The following is a 16,460-nucleotide window of genomic DNA, read 5'->3' as shown; positions in this document are numbered from 1 at the left end:
TGGTCAATTATGACAGGCCAGACAACGCTGGCCCGGATTTTGTCAGACCGGATCATGGTGATTGAAGCCGATCTTCTTGATCTGGAAAGGTCAGACCCTGGCACGATTCAACCGGGGCTGGTTCAAACATGGCTGGCAGAGAATGGTCAGGAACTCAGAGTTTACCGTGAGATGGTTTCTGGCAAATATTCTGGCCGACAGGCGGGTAACAGGAAAAGGAATACAACCTCCCGAAAGACCAAAGCATCAACGACCGCAACAACAGGTCAGACCGGCCAGACAAGCGGACCTTCTGCCTGTAACAGGGGAACCGGTTCGACAGGCGCCAATGGTCGTGGAGGCGATGACCCACTAAAACCCTCAGCTGAGCAGAATACCGGAAATTCAGTTGTCGTTTGTTCGAAGTGTGACAAAGCACTGAATTCACAGGAATTAGGACGTGTAGCAAATCAGACAGCAGCTTCAGCGTTGTTGTGCGACAAGTGCCTGTCGGTCATTCAAGGTAACAAAAGGGTAAGACGAATCCGGGAAGAAACAGAACCGGATTCATCAGAACCCGCTCCGAAAAAAAAGAAGGGTCCGGGTAGAAAGAGAAATAATTCAACCGCTGTTGCTGAACCAGCGGCCAAAAAAAAGAAACCGCCAGACACTCAAATTCCCGATGATCCGTTAGAAAAAATAAAAGCAAATATCAAGTACGAATTAAGTCAGGAAGAGCTGGAAAAAGTGCAAACCCTGGTGGCGGTATTCAAGAAAAAAAACATCACTGTAAAAAACACTTTTTATAAGCTGTCTGGTTTCGTAGATAGAGATTCTTTTAATGACTTCTTCGATAATGCCGCTGCTTTTTTTGGGCACCTTTCTGAAAACGTCAAAAATACAGGCATGCTGACCAGCATGCTGGGTAATAGCAAAAAACATATCCGTAGTTTTGCCGAAAGTAGCCAGAGTGAACTCGAATATTTAGCAAGTTTGGATCTCTTGACTTCCTTCTCGTCCATGAATAATAACAAAGGCGTGCCCACACACAAGGAAGTGAAAGCAATCCTGGGTTGGCCAGAATGGAAAGATGAGAATGCCGAATTCAATACGGAGCTGTTCCGCGCCTTCTCGTCCATGAATCATGGTCAGGGCCTGCCCAGACATGAGAAAGTCAAAGAGGTGCTGAGCTGGCCGGAATGGAAAAACAGGGATGGTGAGCGCAATATGGAGCTGTTCCGCTCGTTCTCATCCATGAATAGCAGCAAGGGCATGATTAAACATGAGGAAGTGAAAGAGGTACTGGGCTGGCCGGAATGGAAGGACAAGGATGGCGAGTTCAGTATGGAGCTGTTTCGCTCCTTCTCGTCTATGAAGCATGGCAAAGGCATCCTCAAACATGAGCAAGTGGAAGAGGTGCTGGGCTGGCCGGAATGGAAGGACAAGGATGGCGAGTTCAACATTGAGCTGTTCCGCGCCTTCACGTCCATGAATCACGGCAAAGGCATCCTCAAACATGAGCAAGTGAAAGAGGTGCTGAGCTGGCCGGAATGGAAAGACAAGGATGGCGAGTTCAATATGGAGCAGTTCCGCGCCTTCTCATCCATGAACAGTGGTAAAGGCATGCTCAAACAAGAGGAAGTGAAAGAGGTGCTGGGCTGGCCGGAATGGAAAGACGAGGATGGCGAGTTCAGTATGGAACTGCTCCGTACCTTCTCATCTATGAATCATTGCAAAGGCATCCTCAAACATGAGCAAGTGAAAGAGGTGCTGGCTTGGCCGGAATGGAAAGACAAGGATGGCGAATTCAGTATGGAGCTGCTCCGCGCCTTCTCATCCATGAATCATGGCAAAGGCATGCTCAAACAAAAGGAAGTGAAAGATATGTTGGGTTGGCCTGAATGGAAAGACAAGAATGGTGAGTTCAGTATGGAGCTGTTCCGCGCCTTCTCATCCATGAACAGTGGAAAAGGCATGCTCAAACATGAGGAAGTGAGAGAGGTGCTGGCCTGGTCGGAATGGAAGGACAAGCATGGCGAGTTCAACATTGAGCTGTTCCGCTCCTTCTCATCCATGCACAGTGGTAAAGGCATACTCAAACAAGAGGAAGTGAAAGAGGTGCTGGGCTGGCCGGAATGGAAAGACAAGGATGGCGAGTTCAGTATGGAGCTGTTCCGCTCCTTCTCGTCTATGAACAATGGTGAAGGCGTCCTCAAACATGAGGAAGTGAAAGAGGTGCTGGGCTGGCCGGAATGGAAAGACAAGGATGGCGAGTTCAGTATGGAGCTGTTCCGCTCCTTCACATCCATGAACAATGGTAAAGGCATCCTTAAACATGAGCAAGTGAAAGAGGTGCTGGGCTGGCCGGAATGGAAAGACAAGGATGGCGAATTCAGTATGGAGCTGCTCCGCGCCTTCTCATCCATGAATAGCAGCAAGGGTATGATTAAGCATGAGGAAGTGAAAGAGGTGCTGGGCTGGCCGGAATGGAAAGACAAGGATGGCGAGTTCAGTATGGAGCTGTTCCGCCCCTTCACATCCATGAACAGTGGTAAAGGCATCCTTAAACATGAGCAAGTGAAAGAGGTGCTGGGCTGGCCGGAATGGAAAGACAAGGATGGCGAATTCAGTATGGAGCTGCTCCGCGCCTTCTCATCCATGAATAGCAGCAAGGGTATGATTAAGCATGAGGAAGTGAAAGAGGTGCTGGGCTGGCTGGAATGGAAAGACAAGGATGGCAAGTTCAACATTGAGCTGTTCCGCGCATTCTCGTCCATGAATAGCCGCAAGGGCATGATTAAACATGAGGAAGTGAAAGAGGTGCTGGGCTGGCCGGAATGGAAGGACAAGTATGGCGAGTTCAATATGGAGCTGTTCCGCGCCTTCTCATCTATGAGTCATAGCAAGGGCGTGCTTAAACATGAGGAAGTGAAAGAGGTGCTGGGCTGGCCGGAATGGAAGGACAAGTATGGCGAGTTCAATATGGAGCTATTCCGCTCCTTCTCATCCATAAACAATGGTAAAGGCATGCTCAAACAAAAGAAAGTGAAAGAGGTGCTAGGCTGGCCGGAATGGAAACACAGGGATGACCAGTTCAATCTGAAGTTGTTCCGGGCTTTTTCGTCCATGAATAATGGCCAGGGCTTGCCCAAACATGAGCCTGTGAAAAAAGTGCTGGGCTGGATAGGTTACCGGCGGGCACCCAATCATAGTCTGCTGCAAATTATGACCAGGCTGTGGGCATCAGCAGGACTACCTGTTACTGAGGTGCTGCAACACCGGGAAACACAACTGAAACAGTGGCTGTTTACAGAATTTACCGGAGAACATAACAACTCGAATAATAAAGGAGATGACCAATACGATAGCGATTCAGAGAATGAAGAGGATGACAAATGCAATCGCCAGATAAAAACAGTCGCTCTTTATCTTTACACCCCTAAGCCAGACTGGTCACTGACATGGACGGTTTTAAAACAGTTCTGCCAATTGCATAAAGAGACTAAAACGGCTCTGATGCTGGAATCATTGATAGGGCTTTTATCTTCTTCCGGAGGGAAAAGTGTCAAACGTTACCTTCAGGCTAATCAACTGGATCGGCATTTTTTGTGGCGTCATTCAATGAAAGCCGTGCCTTTGCGCGTGTTAAACAGAGCAATGTTCCTGTGTTCTTCCGATGAAGACAGGGAGCGTTTTGTCTTATTTGTCAAGCGGCTGAAGTCATTGCCGGATAAAAGACTATGGGAGCAATACTCTGCCCTGTTGCAACCATTGTCGGCGGTGCTGAAAATCGACTTTATGCAAGGGCTCTATCTGGAAATTCTGCAACCCTTAACAAAAGATGATCAGCTGCGTTTTCTGGATGCCAGCCATGCCCAGGCTGTGTTCGACCTGTTTCCCTCGTTGAGTGCCCTGCAAAAACTCAGCAAAGAGCATTCTTCCCATTGGTTAAACAAGCTGCTTGAAGCCTGCCTGCAACTAAAAGCCCATGACATCACCAAAGAAGGCATCCAGATACTGTTCGAAGCGCTGCTCAAAACCCATAGTCTTCTACCCTGGGATAACGAGATCCCCGATCACTTTTTGTCCGGGATGCAAACGACCGACAACAACCATGTTGAGATACCTGTCTCCGGACTTATCCAATCTGGAGAACAGTTGGCCCTGAGCTATATCTCTGTGTTGATGCAGAACCTCAATGAGATGTCTTTTACCGTCAAAGGGCAATGGCTTGAGGTTGAATTACCAAGTGGCAGAGTTCAAAACTACCGATTTCCAATGCCACAGCTGGAAATACAGGATGAAAAAATGGCCATCAGCAACTGGTCAGAGGAGCAGTTCCGGACTTTTTTGAAAATCACCGGGATATCTGAACACTATTATTTGACTGCAGATCAACGGCAGAAACTGGATAACGTTCAATTCAGGCAAGCTGAAGCATGTCAGGTAGAGAATGAATTGGAACCACAAAAACAGGCGTTTGGCAGTTTATGGTTAAAGCTCAACCAGACGGAAATTTTTGGCACCGAAATGCTGAATTTACTGGAGGAGTACGAGAGCGAAATGGAGCTTATGCATACAGTGACCCTCCTTAAAAAAGCCAAAATCGATACCGCTACCCACATACTGGAAGCATGGCGGCAACGGGCGTGCAACAAAATAGAACAGTTAAAAAAGCAAGACCCTTTATTATCCGATGTTGATCCTGATGTTTATCAGGGTTGTCAGGAACTGGAGTTGCTTGATGGGTGTGGGAGTATTTTCTAAAAAGACTTTTGTCGTCTGATAAAGCTTCTAAAAACAAACTGTTTGCCAACTCCGTTCATGGCAAGCTTGCCAGTGCGGTGCTATAAAATCTAGCGCAAACGTGAATCATCAGGTCTAAGCCGGATGACGTACAAATTTTTTCCACTAGCGAATGGATTCACAGAAGCTGATTTTATTAGCCGGGATCTATGAGACGCTCACAACAAAAAAAAGCTGCCTGCTTGATGGTCCGATCACTGATTCTGCCAGTAATGATGTTGTTTTGGGATTCGCTGCATGCATTGGAATTAGTTGGCTCAAGACCGCTACCAGCTCATTTCCTGTATTCCAATAAGTTGGCTGAACCTGGACAGCCCGATCCTCTTCGAGGGTGTCACGAGTTGACTCCCTTCATTCCCGGCTTCATTCCCGCGAAGGCGGGAATCCACACTGACTCACCACCAGAACCATACTGCCCGGTGCCCCCCTGGCCTTGTCATCCCCGAGAAGGCAGGGATCCACCGTTAGAGCTGGATTCCCGCCTACGCGGGAATGACGACCTCGGAGCTATTCCTGATCCTGTCCAAACTTGTCTGCAGCAAAAAAAGCAACTGCTTATAATATTACAAATCAAACGACTATGGACGATTATATCAGGCCAGACCACGCTGGCCCGGATTTTGACAGACCGGATCATGGTGATTGAAGCCGATCTTCTTGATCTGGAAAGGTCAGACCCAGGCACGATTCAACCGGTGCTGGTTCAAACATGGCTGGCAGAGAATGGTCAGGAACTCAGAGTTTACCGTGAGATGGTTTCTGGCAAATATTCTGGCCGACAGGCGGGTAACGGGAAAAGGAATACAACCTCCCGAAAGACCAAAGCATCAACGACCGCAACAACAGGTCAGACCGGCCAGACAAGCGGACCTTCTGCCTGTAACAGGGGAACCGGTTCGACAGGCGCCAATGGTCGTGGAGGCGATGACCCACTAAAACCCTCAGCTGAGCAGAATACCGGAAATTCAGTTGTCGTTTGTTCGAAGTGTGACAAAGCACTGAATTCACAGGAATTAGGACGTGTAGCAAATCAGACAGCAGCTTCAGCGTTGTTGTGCGACAAGTGCCTGTCGGTCATTCAAGGTAACAAAAGGGTAAGACGAATCCGGGAAGAAACAGAACCGGATTCATCAGAACCCGCTCCGAAAAAAAAGAGGCTCTTCAGGGATATCTGTGGGTAAAAATGAGTCAATTTGATAGGTAGAAGCACCAGCGGCTGATTTTTGATAGTTTTTTTGTTAGCAGACAAAATAACCACAAGAGACACCGCTGATGCTAATAAAAACTATCCTCAATAAAGTTCATAAACTCAAGTCATTTGTTTATCAGGATGTGAAACTTGGCTTCTACCAAGGCTCTGAAGTATTCAATGTAGCCGTTGTTCCACGAAAGAACAGTCACGCTATCTGCTCAGGATGCCAGAAACCTGCTCCGGGCTACGATCATCTTTCTGAGCGTCGTTTCGAGTTTGTTCCTCTCTGGGGAATCAGAGTTTTCTTGCTCTATAGAATGCGCCGGGTGGAATGTAAGACGTGCGGCGTAAAGGTTGAGCAAGTCCCATGGGCTGAAGGTAAGAAGGAGCTGACCAAAGCCTATATGCAATTTCTGGCAAACTGGGCCAGAAAGCTGTCTTGGAAAGAGGTTGCCAGTACTTTCAATACCTCATGGGAGAAAGTATTTCATGCTGTGGAGTACATGGTTGAGTGGGGCAAAGCGCATCGTTCACTCGACAATATCAAGGCCATTGGCGTTGATGAAGTGGCTTACCAGGTCGGACATAAATACCTGACAGTGGTTTATCAGATTGATCGCAGTTGCACCCGGCTATTATGGGTTGGTCAGGATCGTACTGAAGCCACAATTAGAAACTTTTTCTTCTTTTTTGGCCCTGAGCGTAGTCAACAACTGAGGTATGTCTGCTCTGACATGTGGAAGCCCTATGTAAAGGCGATCGCCGAGTTTGCCAATCAGGCGCTGCATATTCTGGATCGATTTCACATTGTGGCCATGCTGAACAAGGCCATCGATGAGGTCAGGGCATCAGAACACAAACAGCTTCAGGCTGATGGCTATGAGCCTGTTTTGAAAAAGACCCGTTGGTGTCTGCTGAAACGGAAGGAAAACCTGACCGAGAAAGAAGAGATCAAGTTAAATACAGTGCTTCAGTATAATCTCAAAAGTGTCAGGGGCTATCTGCTCAGAGAGGAGTTTCAAGTGTTCTGGGGTTACATATCACCACACTGGGCAGGAAAGTATCTGGACCGGTGGTGTACAAGAGTCATGCGGTCAAAGATAGAGCCGATGAAGAAAGTAGCTAAAACTGTTCGGCGGCACAGGCCACTGATCCTGAATTGGTTCAGGGCAAAAAAAGCATTTTCCAGCGGAATTGTGGAAGGTCTGAACACCAAGATAAAACTCACTACGAGAAAATCGTATGGTTTCAGAACCTATAGATGTGCAGAAATCGCTTTATATCATGCACTGGGCAACCTGCCCGAACCAGAAATGCCCCACAGATTTTGCTGACGAGGCAAAAAAGAAGGGTCCGGGTAGAAAGAGAAATAATTCAACCGCTGTTGCTGAACCAGCGGCCAAAAAAAAGAAACCGCCAGACACTCAAATTCCCGATGATCCGTTAGAAAAAATAAAAGCAAATATCAAGTACGAATTAAGTCAGGAAGAGCTGGAAAAAGTGCAAACCCTGGTGGCGGTATTCAAGAAAAAAAACATCACTGTAAAAAACACTTTTTATAAGCTGTCTGGTTTCGTAGATAGAGATTCTTTTAATGGCTTCTTCGATAATGCCGCTGCTTTTTTTGGGCACCTTTCTGAAAACGTCAAAAATACAGGCATGCTGACCAGCATGCTGGGTAATAGCAAAAAACATATCCGTAGTTTTGCCGAAAGTAGCCAGAGTGAACTCGAATATTTAGCAAGTTTGGATCTCTTGACTTCCTTCTCGTCCATGAATAATAACAAAGGCGTGCCCACACACAAGGAAGTGAAAGCAATCCTGGGTTGGCCAGAATGGAAAGATGAGAATGCCGAATTCAATACGGAGCTGTTCCGCGCCTTCTCGTCCATGAATCATGGTCAGGGCCTGCCCAGACATGAGAAAGTCAAAGAGGTGCTGAGCTGGCCGGAATGGAAAAACAGGGATGGTGAGCGCAATATGGAGCTGTTCCGCTCGTTCTCATCCATGAATAGCAGCAAGGGCACGATTAGACATGAGGAAGTGAAAGAGGTGCTGAGCTGGCCGGAATGGAAAGACAAGGATGGCGAGTTCAATATGGAGCAGTTCCGCGCCTTCTCATCCATGAACAGTGGTAAAGGCATGCTCAAACAAGAGGAAGTGAAAGAGGTGCTGGGCTGGCCGGAATGGAAAGACGAGGATGGCGAGTTCAGTATGGAACTGCTCCGTACCTTCTCATCTATGAATCATTGCAAAGGCATGCTCAAACATGAGCAAGTGAAAGAGGTGCTGGCTTGGCCGGAATGGAAAGACAAGGATGGCGAATTCAGTATGGAGCTGCTCCGCGCCTTCTCATCCATGAATCATGGCAAAGGCATGCTCAAACAAAAGGAAGTGAAAGATATGTTGGGTTGGCCTGAATGGAAAGACAAGAATGGTGAGTTCAGTATGGAGCTGTTCCGCGCCTTCTCATCCATGAACAGTGGAAAAGGCATGCTCAAACATGAGGAAGTGAGAGAGGTGCTGGCCTGGTCGGAATGGAAGGACAAGCATGGCGAGTTCAACATTGAGCTGTTCCGCTCCTTCTCATCCATGCACAGTGGTAAAGGCATACTCAAACAAGAGGAAGTGAAAGAGGTGCTGGGCTGGCCGGAATGGAAAGACAAGGATGGCGAGTTCAGTATGGAGCTGTTCCGCTCCTTCTCGTCTATGAACAATGGTGAAGGCGTCCTCAAACATGAGGAAGTGAAAGAGGTGCTGGGCTGGCCGGAATGGAAAGACAAGGATGGCGAGTTCAGTATGGAGCTGTTCCGCTCCTTCACATCCATGAACAATGGTAAAGGCATCCTTAAACATGAGCAAGTGAAAGAGGTGCTGGGCTGGCCGGAATGGAAAGACAAGGATGGCGAATTCAGTATGGAGCTGCTCCGCGCCTTCTCATCCATGAATAGCAGCAAGGGTATGATTAAGCATGAGGAAGTGAAAGAGGTGCTGGGCTGGCTGGAATGGAAAGACAAGGATGGCAAGTTCAACATTGAGCTGTTCCGAGCCTTCTCGTCCATGAATAGCCGCAAGGGCATGATTAAACATGAGGAAGTGAAAGAGGTGCTGGGCTGGCCGGAATGGAACGACAAGGATGGCGATTTCAGTATGGAGCTGTTCCGCTCTTTCTCATCTATGAATAGTAGCAAAGGCATGCTCAAACATGAGGAAGTGAGAGAGGTGCTGGGCTGGCCGGAATGGAAGGACAAGTATGGCGAGTTCAATATGGAGCTATTCCGCTCCTTCTCATCCATAAACAACGGTAAAGGCATGCTCAAACAAAAGAAAGTGAAAGAGGTGCTAGGCTGGCCGGAATGGAAACACAGGGGTGACCAGTTCAATCTGAAGTTGTTCTGGGCTTTTTCGTCCATGAATAATGGCCAGGGCTTGCCCAAACATGAGCCTGTGAAAAAAGTGCTGGGCTGGATAGGTTACCGGCGGGCACCCAATCATAGTCTGCTGCAAATTATGACCAGGCTGTGGGCATCAGCAGGACTACCTGTTACTGAGGTGCTGCAACACCGGGAAACACAACTGAAACAGTGGCTGTTTACAGAATTTACCGGAGAACATAATAACTCGAATAATAAAGGAGATGACCAATACGATAGCGATTCAGAGAATGAAGAGGATGACAAATGCAATTGCCAGATAAAAACAGTCGCTCTTTATCTTTCCACCCCTAAGCCAGGCTGGTCGCTAAAATGGACAGTTTTAAAACAGTTCTGCCAATTGCATAAAGAGGCTAAAACGCTTCTGATGCTGAAATCATTGATAGGGCTTTTATCTTCTTCCGGAGGGAAAAGCGTCAAACGCTACCTTCAGGCTAATCAACTGGATCGGCATTTTTTGTGGCGTCATTCAATGAAAGCCGTGCCTTTGCGCGTGTTAAACAGAGCAATGTTCCTGTGTTCTTCCGATGAAGACAGGGAGCGTTTTGTCTTATTTGTCAAGCGGCTGAAGTCATTGCCGGATAAAAGACTATGGGAGCAATACTCTGCCCTGTTGCAACCATTGTCGGCGGTGCTGAAACTCGAATATATGCAAGGGCTCTATCTGGAAATTCTGCAACCCTTAACAAAAGATGATCAGCTGCGTTTTCTGGATGCCAGCCATGCCCAGGCTGTATTCGATCTGTTTCCCTCGTTGAGTGCCCTGCAAAAACTCAGCAAAGAGCATTCTTCCCATTGGTTAAACAAGCTGCTTGAAGCCTGCCTGCAACTAAAAGCCCATGACATCACCAAAGAAGGCATCCAGATACTGTTCGAAGCGCTGCTCAAAACCCATAGTCTTCTACCCTGGGATAACGAGATCCCCGATCACTTTTTGTCCGGGATGCAAACGACCGACAACAACCATGTTGAGATACCTGTCTCCGGACTTATCCAATCTGGAGAACAGTTGGCCCTGAGCTATATCTCTGTGTTGATGCAGAACCTCAATGAGATGTCTTTTACCGTCAAAGGGCAATGGCTTGAGGTTGAATTACCAAGTGGCAGAGTTCAAAACTACCGATTTCCAATGCCACAGCTGGAAATACAGGATGAAAAAATGGCCATCAGCAACTGGTCAGAGGAGCAGTTCCGGACTTTTTTGAAAATCACCGGGATATCTGAACACTATTATTTGACTGCAGATCAACGGCAGAAACTGGATAACGTTCAATTCAGGCAAGCTGAAGCATGTCAGGTAGAGAATGAATTGGAACCACAAAAACAGGCGTTTGGCAGTTTATGGTTAAAGCTCAACCAGACGGAAATTTTTGGCACCGAAATGCTGAATTTACTGGAGGAGTACGAGAGCGAAATGGAGCTTATGCATACAGTGACCCTCCTTAAAAAAGCCAAAATCGATACCGCTACCCACATACTGGAAGCATGGCGGCAACGGGCGTGCAACAAAATAGAACAGTTAAAAAAGCAAGACCCTTTATTATCCGATGTTGATCCTGATGTTTATCAGGGTTGTCAGGAACTGGAGTTGCTTGATGGGTGTGGGAGTATTTTCTAAAAAGACTTTTGTCGTCTGATAAAGCTTCTAAAAACAAACTGTTTGCCAACTCCGTTCATGGCAAGCTTGCCAGTGCGGTGCTATAAAATCTAGCGCAAACGTGAATCATCAGGTCTAAGCCGGATGACGTACAAATTTTTTCCACTAGCGAATGGATTCACAGAAGCTGATTTTATTAGCCGGGATCTATGAGACGCTCACAACAAAAAAAAGCTGCCTGCTTGATGGTCCGATCACTGATTCTGCCAGTAATGATGTTGTTTTGGGATTCGCTGCATGCATTGGAATTAGTTGGCTCAAGACCGCTACCAGCTCATTTCCTGTATTCCAATAAGTTGGCTGAACCTGGACAGCCCGATCCTCTTCGAGGGTGTCACAAAACTCTGGTTCCCATGCTTTTAGGCCCTGTGGGCCCCAGGCGTGGGAATCCATACCTATCTCGAGCTGCAGAGTCCGCTTTTCAGGGGAGGTATGCATTCCCACGCAGAGCGTGGGAACGAGTTGTTGGGCTTTTGCGACAGCCTCCGGAGCGTGGGAACGAGTTGCTGGAGTTTTACGTGCCCCCTGAAGTTCTGGAGAACACTTCTAATGGACTGATCGCCAGGGGCGCCGCCGGAGGAGATGATGACGATAAGCCTCCTGACGGAAACAGCACGAGTCCTGACCCAGAGCGCCAACCTGTCCTTACCCTTATTCCTGATCCTGTCCAGACTTGTCTGCGGCAAAAAAAGCAACTCCTTATAATATTACAAATCAAACGACTATGGGCGATTATGACAGGCCAAACCACGCTGGCCCGGATTGTGTCAGACCGGGTTATGGTGATTGAAGCCGACCTTCTTGATCTGGAAAGGTCAGACCCTGGCACGATTGAACCGGGGCTGGTTCAGACATGGCTGGCAGAGAACGGTCAGGGACTCAGAGTTTACCGTGAGATGGTTTCTGGCAAATATTCTGGCCGACAGACGGGTAACGGGAAAAAGAATTCATCCTCCCGAACGACGAAAGCATCAACGACCGCGACAATGGGTCAGACCGGCCAAACAAGCAGATCTGCTGCCCGTAACAGGGGAACCGGTTCGACAGGCGCCAATGGTCGTGAAGGCGATGACCCACTAAAACCCTCAGCTGAGCAGAATACCGGAAATTCAGTTGTCGTTTGTTCGAAGTGTGACAAAGCACTGAATCCACAGGAATTAGGACGTGTAGCAAATCAGACAGCAGCTTCAGCGTTGTTGTGCGACAAGTGCCTGTCGGGCATTCAAGGTAACAAAAGGGTAAGACGAATCCGGGAAGAAACAGAACCGGATTCATCAGAACCCGCTCCGAAAAAAAAGAAGGGTCCGGGTAGAAAGAGAAATAATTCAACCGCTGTTGCTGAACCAGCGGCCAAAAAAAAGAAACCGCCAGACACTCAAATTCCCGATGATCCGTTAGAAAATATAAAAGCAAATATCAAGTACGAATTAAGTCAGGAAGAGCTGGAAAAAGTGCAAACCCTGGTAGCGGTATTCAAGAAAAAAAACATCACTGTAAAAAATACTTTTTATAAGCTGTCTGGTCTTGTAGATAGAAAGTCTTTTAATGGTTTCTTCGATAATGCCATCGTTTTTTTTGGGTATCTTTCTGAAAACGTCAAAAATACAGGCATGCTGACCGGCATGCTGGGTAATAGCAAAAAACATATTCGTAGTTTTGCAGAGCGTAGCCAGGATGAACTCGAATATTTAGCGAGTTTAGATATAGTGACTTCTTTCTCGTCCATGAATAATGGCAAAGGCGTGCCCGCACATGAGCAAGTGAAAGCAATACTGGGCTGGTCTGAATGGAAAGACAAAGATGGCGAGTTCAATATCGAACTGTTCCGCTCTTTCTCGTCCATGAATAATGGCCAAGGCGTACCCAGGCATGAGGAAGTGAGAGAGATGCTGGGCTGGCCGGAATGGAAAGACAAGGATGGTGAGTTCAGTATGGAGCTGTTCCGCGCCTTCTCATCCATGAACAATGGCAAAGGCATGCTCAAACATGAGCCAGTGAAAGAGGTGCTGAGCTGGCCGGAATGGAAAGACAAGGATGGTGAGTTCAGTATGGAGCTGCTCCGCCCCTTCTCGTCTATGAATAATGGCAAAGGCATGCTCAAACATGAGCAAGTGAAAGAGGTGCTGGGCTGGCCCGAATGGAAGGACAAGGATGGCGAGTTCAGTATGGAGTTGTTCCGCGCCTTCTCATCCATGAATAATGGTAAAGGCGTGCTCAAACAAAAGGAAGTGAAAGAGGTACTGGGCTGGCCGGAATGGAAAGGCAAGGATGGCGAGTTCAGTATGGAGCTGTTCCGCGCCTTCTCATCCATGAACAATGGTAAAGGCATGCTCAAACATGAGCAAGTGAAAGAGGTGCTGGGCTGGCCGGAATGGAAAGGCAAGGATGGCGAGTTCAGTATGGAGCTGTTCCGCACCTTCTCATCTATGAATCATTGCAAAGGCATGCTCAAACATGAGCAAGTGAAAACGATGCTGGGCTGGCCGGAATGGAAAGACAAGGATGGCGAGTTCAGTATGGAGCTGTTCCGCGCCTTCTCATCCATGAACAATGGCAAAGGCATGCTCAAACATGGGCAAGTGAAAGAGGTGCTGAGCTGGCCGGAATGGAAAGACAAGGATGGTGAGTTCAGTATGGAGCTGCTCCGCGCCTTCTCGTCTATGAATAACGGCAAAGGCATGCTCAAACAAAAGGAAGTGAAAGAGGTGCTGGGCTGGCCGGAATGGAAGGACAAGGATGGCGAATTCAATATGGAGCTGTTCCGCTCATTCTCATCTATGAATCATGGCAAAGGCATGCTCAAACATGAGCAAGTGAAAGAGGTGCTGGGCTGGCCGGAATGGAAAGACAAGGATGGCGAGTTCAGTATGGAGCTGTTCCAGACCTTCCCGTCTATGAATCATGGCAAAGGCATGCTCAAACATGAGCAAGTGAAAGATGTGCTCGCTTGGCTGGAATGGAAAGACAAGGATGGCGAGTTCAGTATGGAGCTGTTCCGCGGCTTCTCGTTTATGAATAGAGGCAAAGGCATGCTCAAACAAAAGGAAGTGAAAGAGATGTTGGGTTGGCTGGAATGGAAAGACAAGGATGGCGAGTTCAGTATGGAGCTGTTTCGCGCCTTCTCATCTATGAATTATGGCAAAGGTATGCTCAAACATGAACAAGTGAAAGAGGTGCTGGGCTGGCCGGAATGGAGAGACAAGGATGGCGAGTTCAATATGGCGCTGTTCCGCGCCTTCTCGTCTATGAATCATAGCAAAGGCATGCTCAAACATAAGCAAGTGAAAGAGGTGCTGGGCTGGCCGGAATGGAAAGACAGAGATGGTGTGTTCAATACGAAGTTATTACGCGCTTTCTCGTCGATGAATCATGGTCAGGGTGTGCTCGGGCATCAGCAAGTGAAAGAGGTGCTGGGCTGGCCGGAATGGAAAGACAAGGGCGAGTTCAATATGGAGCTGTTCCGCGCCTTCTCGTCCATGAAAAATACCAAAGGCATGCTCAAACATGAAAAAGTGAAAGAGGTGCTGAGCTGGCCGGAATGGAAAGACAAGGGCGAGTTCAATATGAAGTTGTTCCGCGCTTTCTCGTCCATGAATAATGGCCGGAGCTTGCTCAAATATGAGCCTGTGAAAAAAGTGCTGGGCTGGATACGTTACCAGGGGGCACCCAGTCATCTGCTATTGCAAATTATGTCCAGACTCTGGAAATCAGAGGGGCTACCTGCTATTCAAGTGCTTCAACATCGGGAAACACAAATGAAACAGTGGCTGTCTACAGAATTTACTGAAGAACATAACAGCCCGGATAATGAGGAAAATGACGAATACAATAGCGATTCAGAGGATGAAGAAGATGACGAAAAATTCAATCGCCAGATAAAAACAGTCGCTCTTTATCTTTCCACCCCTAAGCCAGACTGGTCACTAACATGGACGGTTTTAAAAGAGTTCTGCCAATTTCATGAACAGACTAAAACGGTTCTGATGTTGGAACCATTGATAGGGCTTTTATCTTCTTCTGGAGGGAAAAGCATCAAACGCTACCTCCAGGCTAATCAACAGGATCGGCATTTTTTGTGGCGTCATTCAATGAAAACCGTGCCTTTGCACGTATTAAATAGAGCAATGTTCCTTTGTTCTTCCGATGAAGACAGGGAGCGTTTTGTCTTTTTTGCCAAGCGGCTGAAGTCATTGCCGGATAAAAGACTATGGGAGCAGTACTCAGCCCGGTTGCAACCCTTGTCGGCGGTGCTGAAACTCGACTCTATGCAAAGGCTCTATCTGGAAATCCTGCAATCCTTAACAAAGGATCAACAGTTGCGTTTTCTGGATGCCAGCCATGCCCGGGTTGTGTTCGACCTGTTTCCATCGTTGAGCGCCCTGCAAAAACTCAGCAAAGAGCATTCTTCTCATTGGTTAAAGAAGCTGCTTGAAGCCTGCCTGCAACTAAAAAACCATGACATCACCAAAGAAGGCATCCAGATACTGTTCGAAGCACTGCTCAAAACCCATAGTCTTCTACCCTGGGATAACGATATTCCCGATCACTTTCTGTCCGGGATGCGAACAACCGACAATAACCATGTTGAGATACCTGTCTCCGGACTTATCCAATCAGGAGAACAGTTGGCCCTGAGCTATATCGCTGTGTTGATGCAGAACCTTAATGAGATGTCTTTTACCGTCAAAGGTCAGTGGCTTGAGGTTGAAGTATCGGGTGATGATGTTCAGACCTATCGCTACCCAATGCCACAGCTGAAAATACAGAGTGAAAAAATGGCCATCAGCAACTGGTCAGAGGAACAATTCAGGACTTTTTTGAAAATCACCGGGATATCTGAACACTATTATTTGACTGCAGATCAATGGCAGAAACTGGATAACGTTCAATCCAGGCAAGCTGAAGCATGTCAGGCAGAGAATGAATTGGAAACACAAAAACAGGCGTTCGGCAGTTTATGGTTAAAGCTCAACCAGACAGAAATATTTGGCAGCGAAATACTGAATTTACTGGAGGAGTATGAGAGCGAAATGGAGCTTATGCATACAGTGACCCTCCTAAAAAAAGCCAAAATCGATACCGCTATCTACATACTGGAAGTATGGAGGCAACGGACGTGCAACAAAATAGAGCAGTTAAAAAAGCAAGACCCTTTATTATCCGATGTTGATCCTGATGTTTATCAGAGTTGTCAGGAACTGGAGTTGCTTGATGGATGCGGGAGTATTTTCTAAAAAGACTTGTGTCGTCTTATAAAGCTTCTAAAAATCAACTGTCTGTCAACTCCGTTCATGGCAACCTTGCCAGTGCGGTGCTATAAAATCTAGCGCAAACGTGAATCATCAGGCCTAAGCCGGATGACGTACGAATTTTTTCCACTAGCGAATGGATT

The 16,460-nt window shown here is 47.4% G+C and carries 5 protein-coding genes; all 5 read left to right on the top strand.

Annotated features, from left to right (window positions below):
• Positions 1 to 9 precede the first annotated feature (9 nt).
• The 5 genes from ACOMHB_RS20640 (at position 10) to ACOMHB_RS20620 (ending at position 16,302) form a co-directional block, all read left to right on the top strand.
• Positions 10 to 4,746, top strand: coding sequence for a hypothetical protein (locus ACOMHB_RS20640; protein WP_448218021.1), 4,737 nt, complete (start codon positions 10 to 12; stop codon positions 4,744 to 4,746).
• 380 nt (positions 4,747 to 5,126) lie between these two features.
• The gene (locus ACOMHB_RS20635) at positions 5,127 to 5,966 is read left to right on the top strand and encodes a hypothetical protein (RefSeq protein ID WP_448218020.1); all 840 of its coding nucleotides are present in this window, start codon (positions 5,127 to 5,129) and stop codon (positions 5,964 to 5,966) included.
• 91 nt (positions 5,967 to 6,057) lie between these two features.
• Positions 6,058 to 7,311 carry an ISL3 family transposase gene (locus ACOMHB_RS20630; protein ID WP_448216754.1) on the top strand — a complete coding sequence of 418 codons (1,254 nt, stop codon included), beginning with the start codon at positions 6,058 to 6,060 and terminating at the stop codon, positions 7,309 to 7,311.
• On the top strand, positions 7,220 to 11,029 hold the full coding sequence (locus ACOMHB_RS20625; RefSeq protein ID WP_448218019.1) for a hypothetical protein: 3,810 nt from the start codon (positions 7,220 to 7,222) through the stop codon (positions 11,027 to 11,029). The genes ACOMHB_RS20630 and ACOMHB_RS20625 overlap by 92 nt, the downstream gene beginning before the upstream one ends.
• Positions 11,030 to 11,586: 557 nt before the next feature.
• Positions 11,587 to 16,302 (top strand): hypothetical protein, encoded by a 4,716-nt coding sequence (locus ACOMHB_RS20620; protein WP_448218018.1) that lies wholly within the window; start codon positions 11,587 to 11,589, stop codon positions 16,300 to 16,302.
• Positions 16,303 to 16,460 lie beyond the last annotated feature (158 nt).

Source organism: Endozoicomonas sp. 2B-B (assembly GCF_053470045.1).
This window is presented reverse-complemented; position numbering and strand designations above follow the sequence as displayed.

Coding starts and splice junctions, on each gene's coding strand:
- ACOMHB_RS20640 (WP_448218021.1), top strand. CDS start 10: ATGACAGGCCAGACAACGCTGGCCCGGATTTTGTCAGACCGGATCATG.
- ACOMHB_RS20630 (WP_448216754.1), top strand. CDS start 6,058: ATGCTAATAAAAACTATCCTCAATAAAGTTCATAAACTCAAGTCATTT.
- ACOMHB_RS20625 (WP_448218019.1), top strand. CDS start 7,220: ATGGTTTCAGAACCTATAGATGTGCAGAAATCGCTTTATATCATGCAC.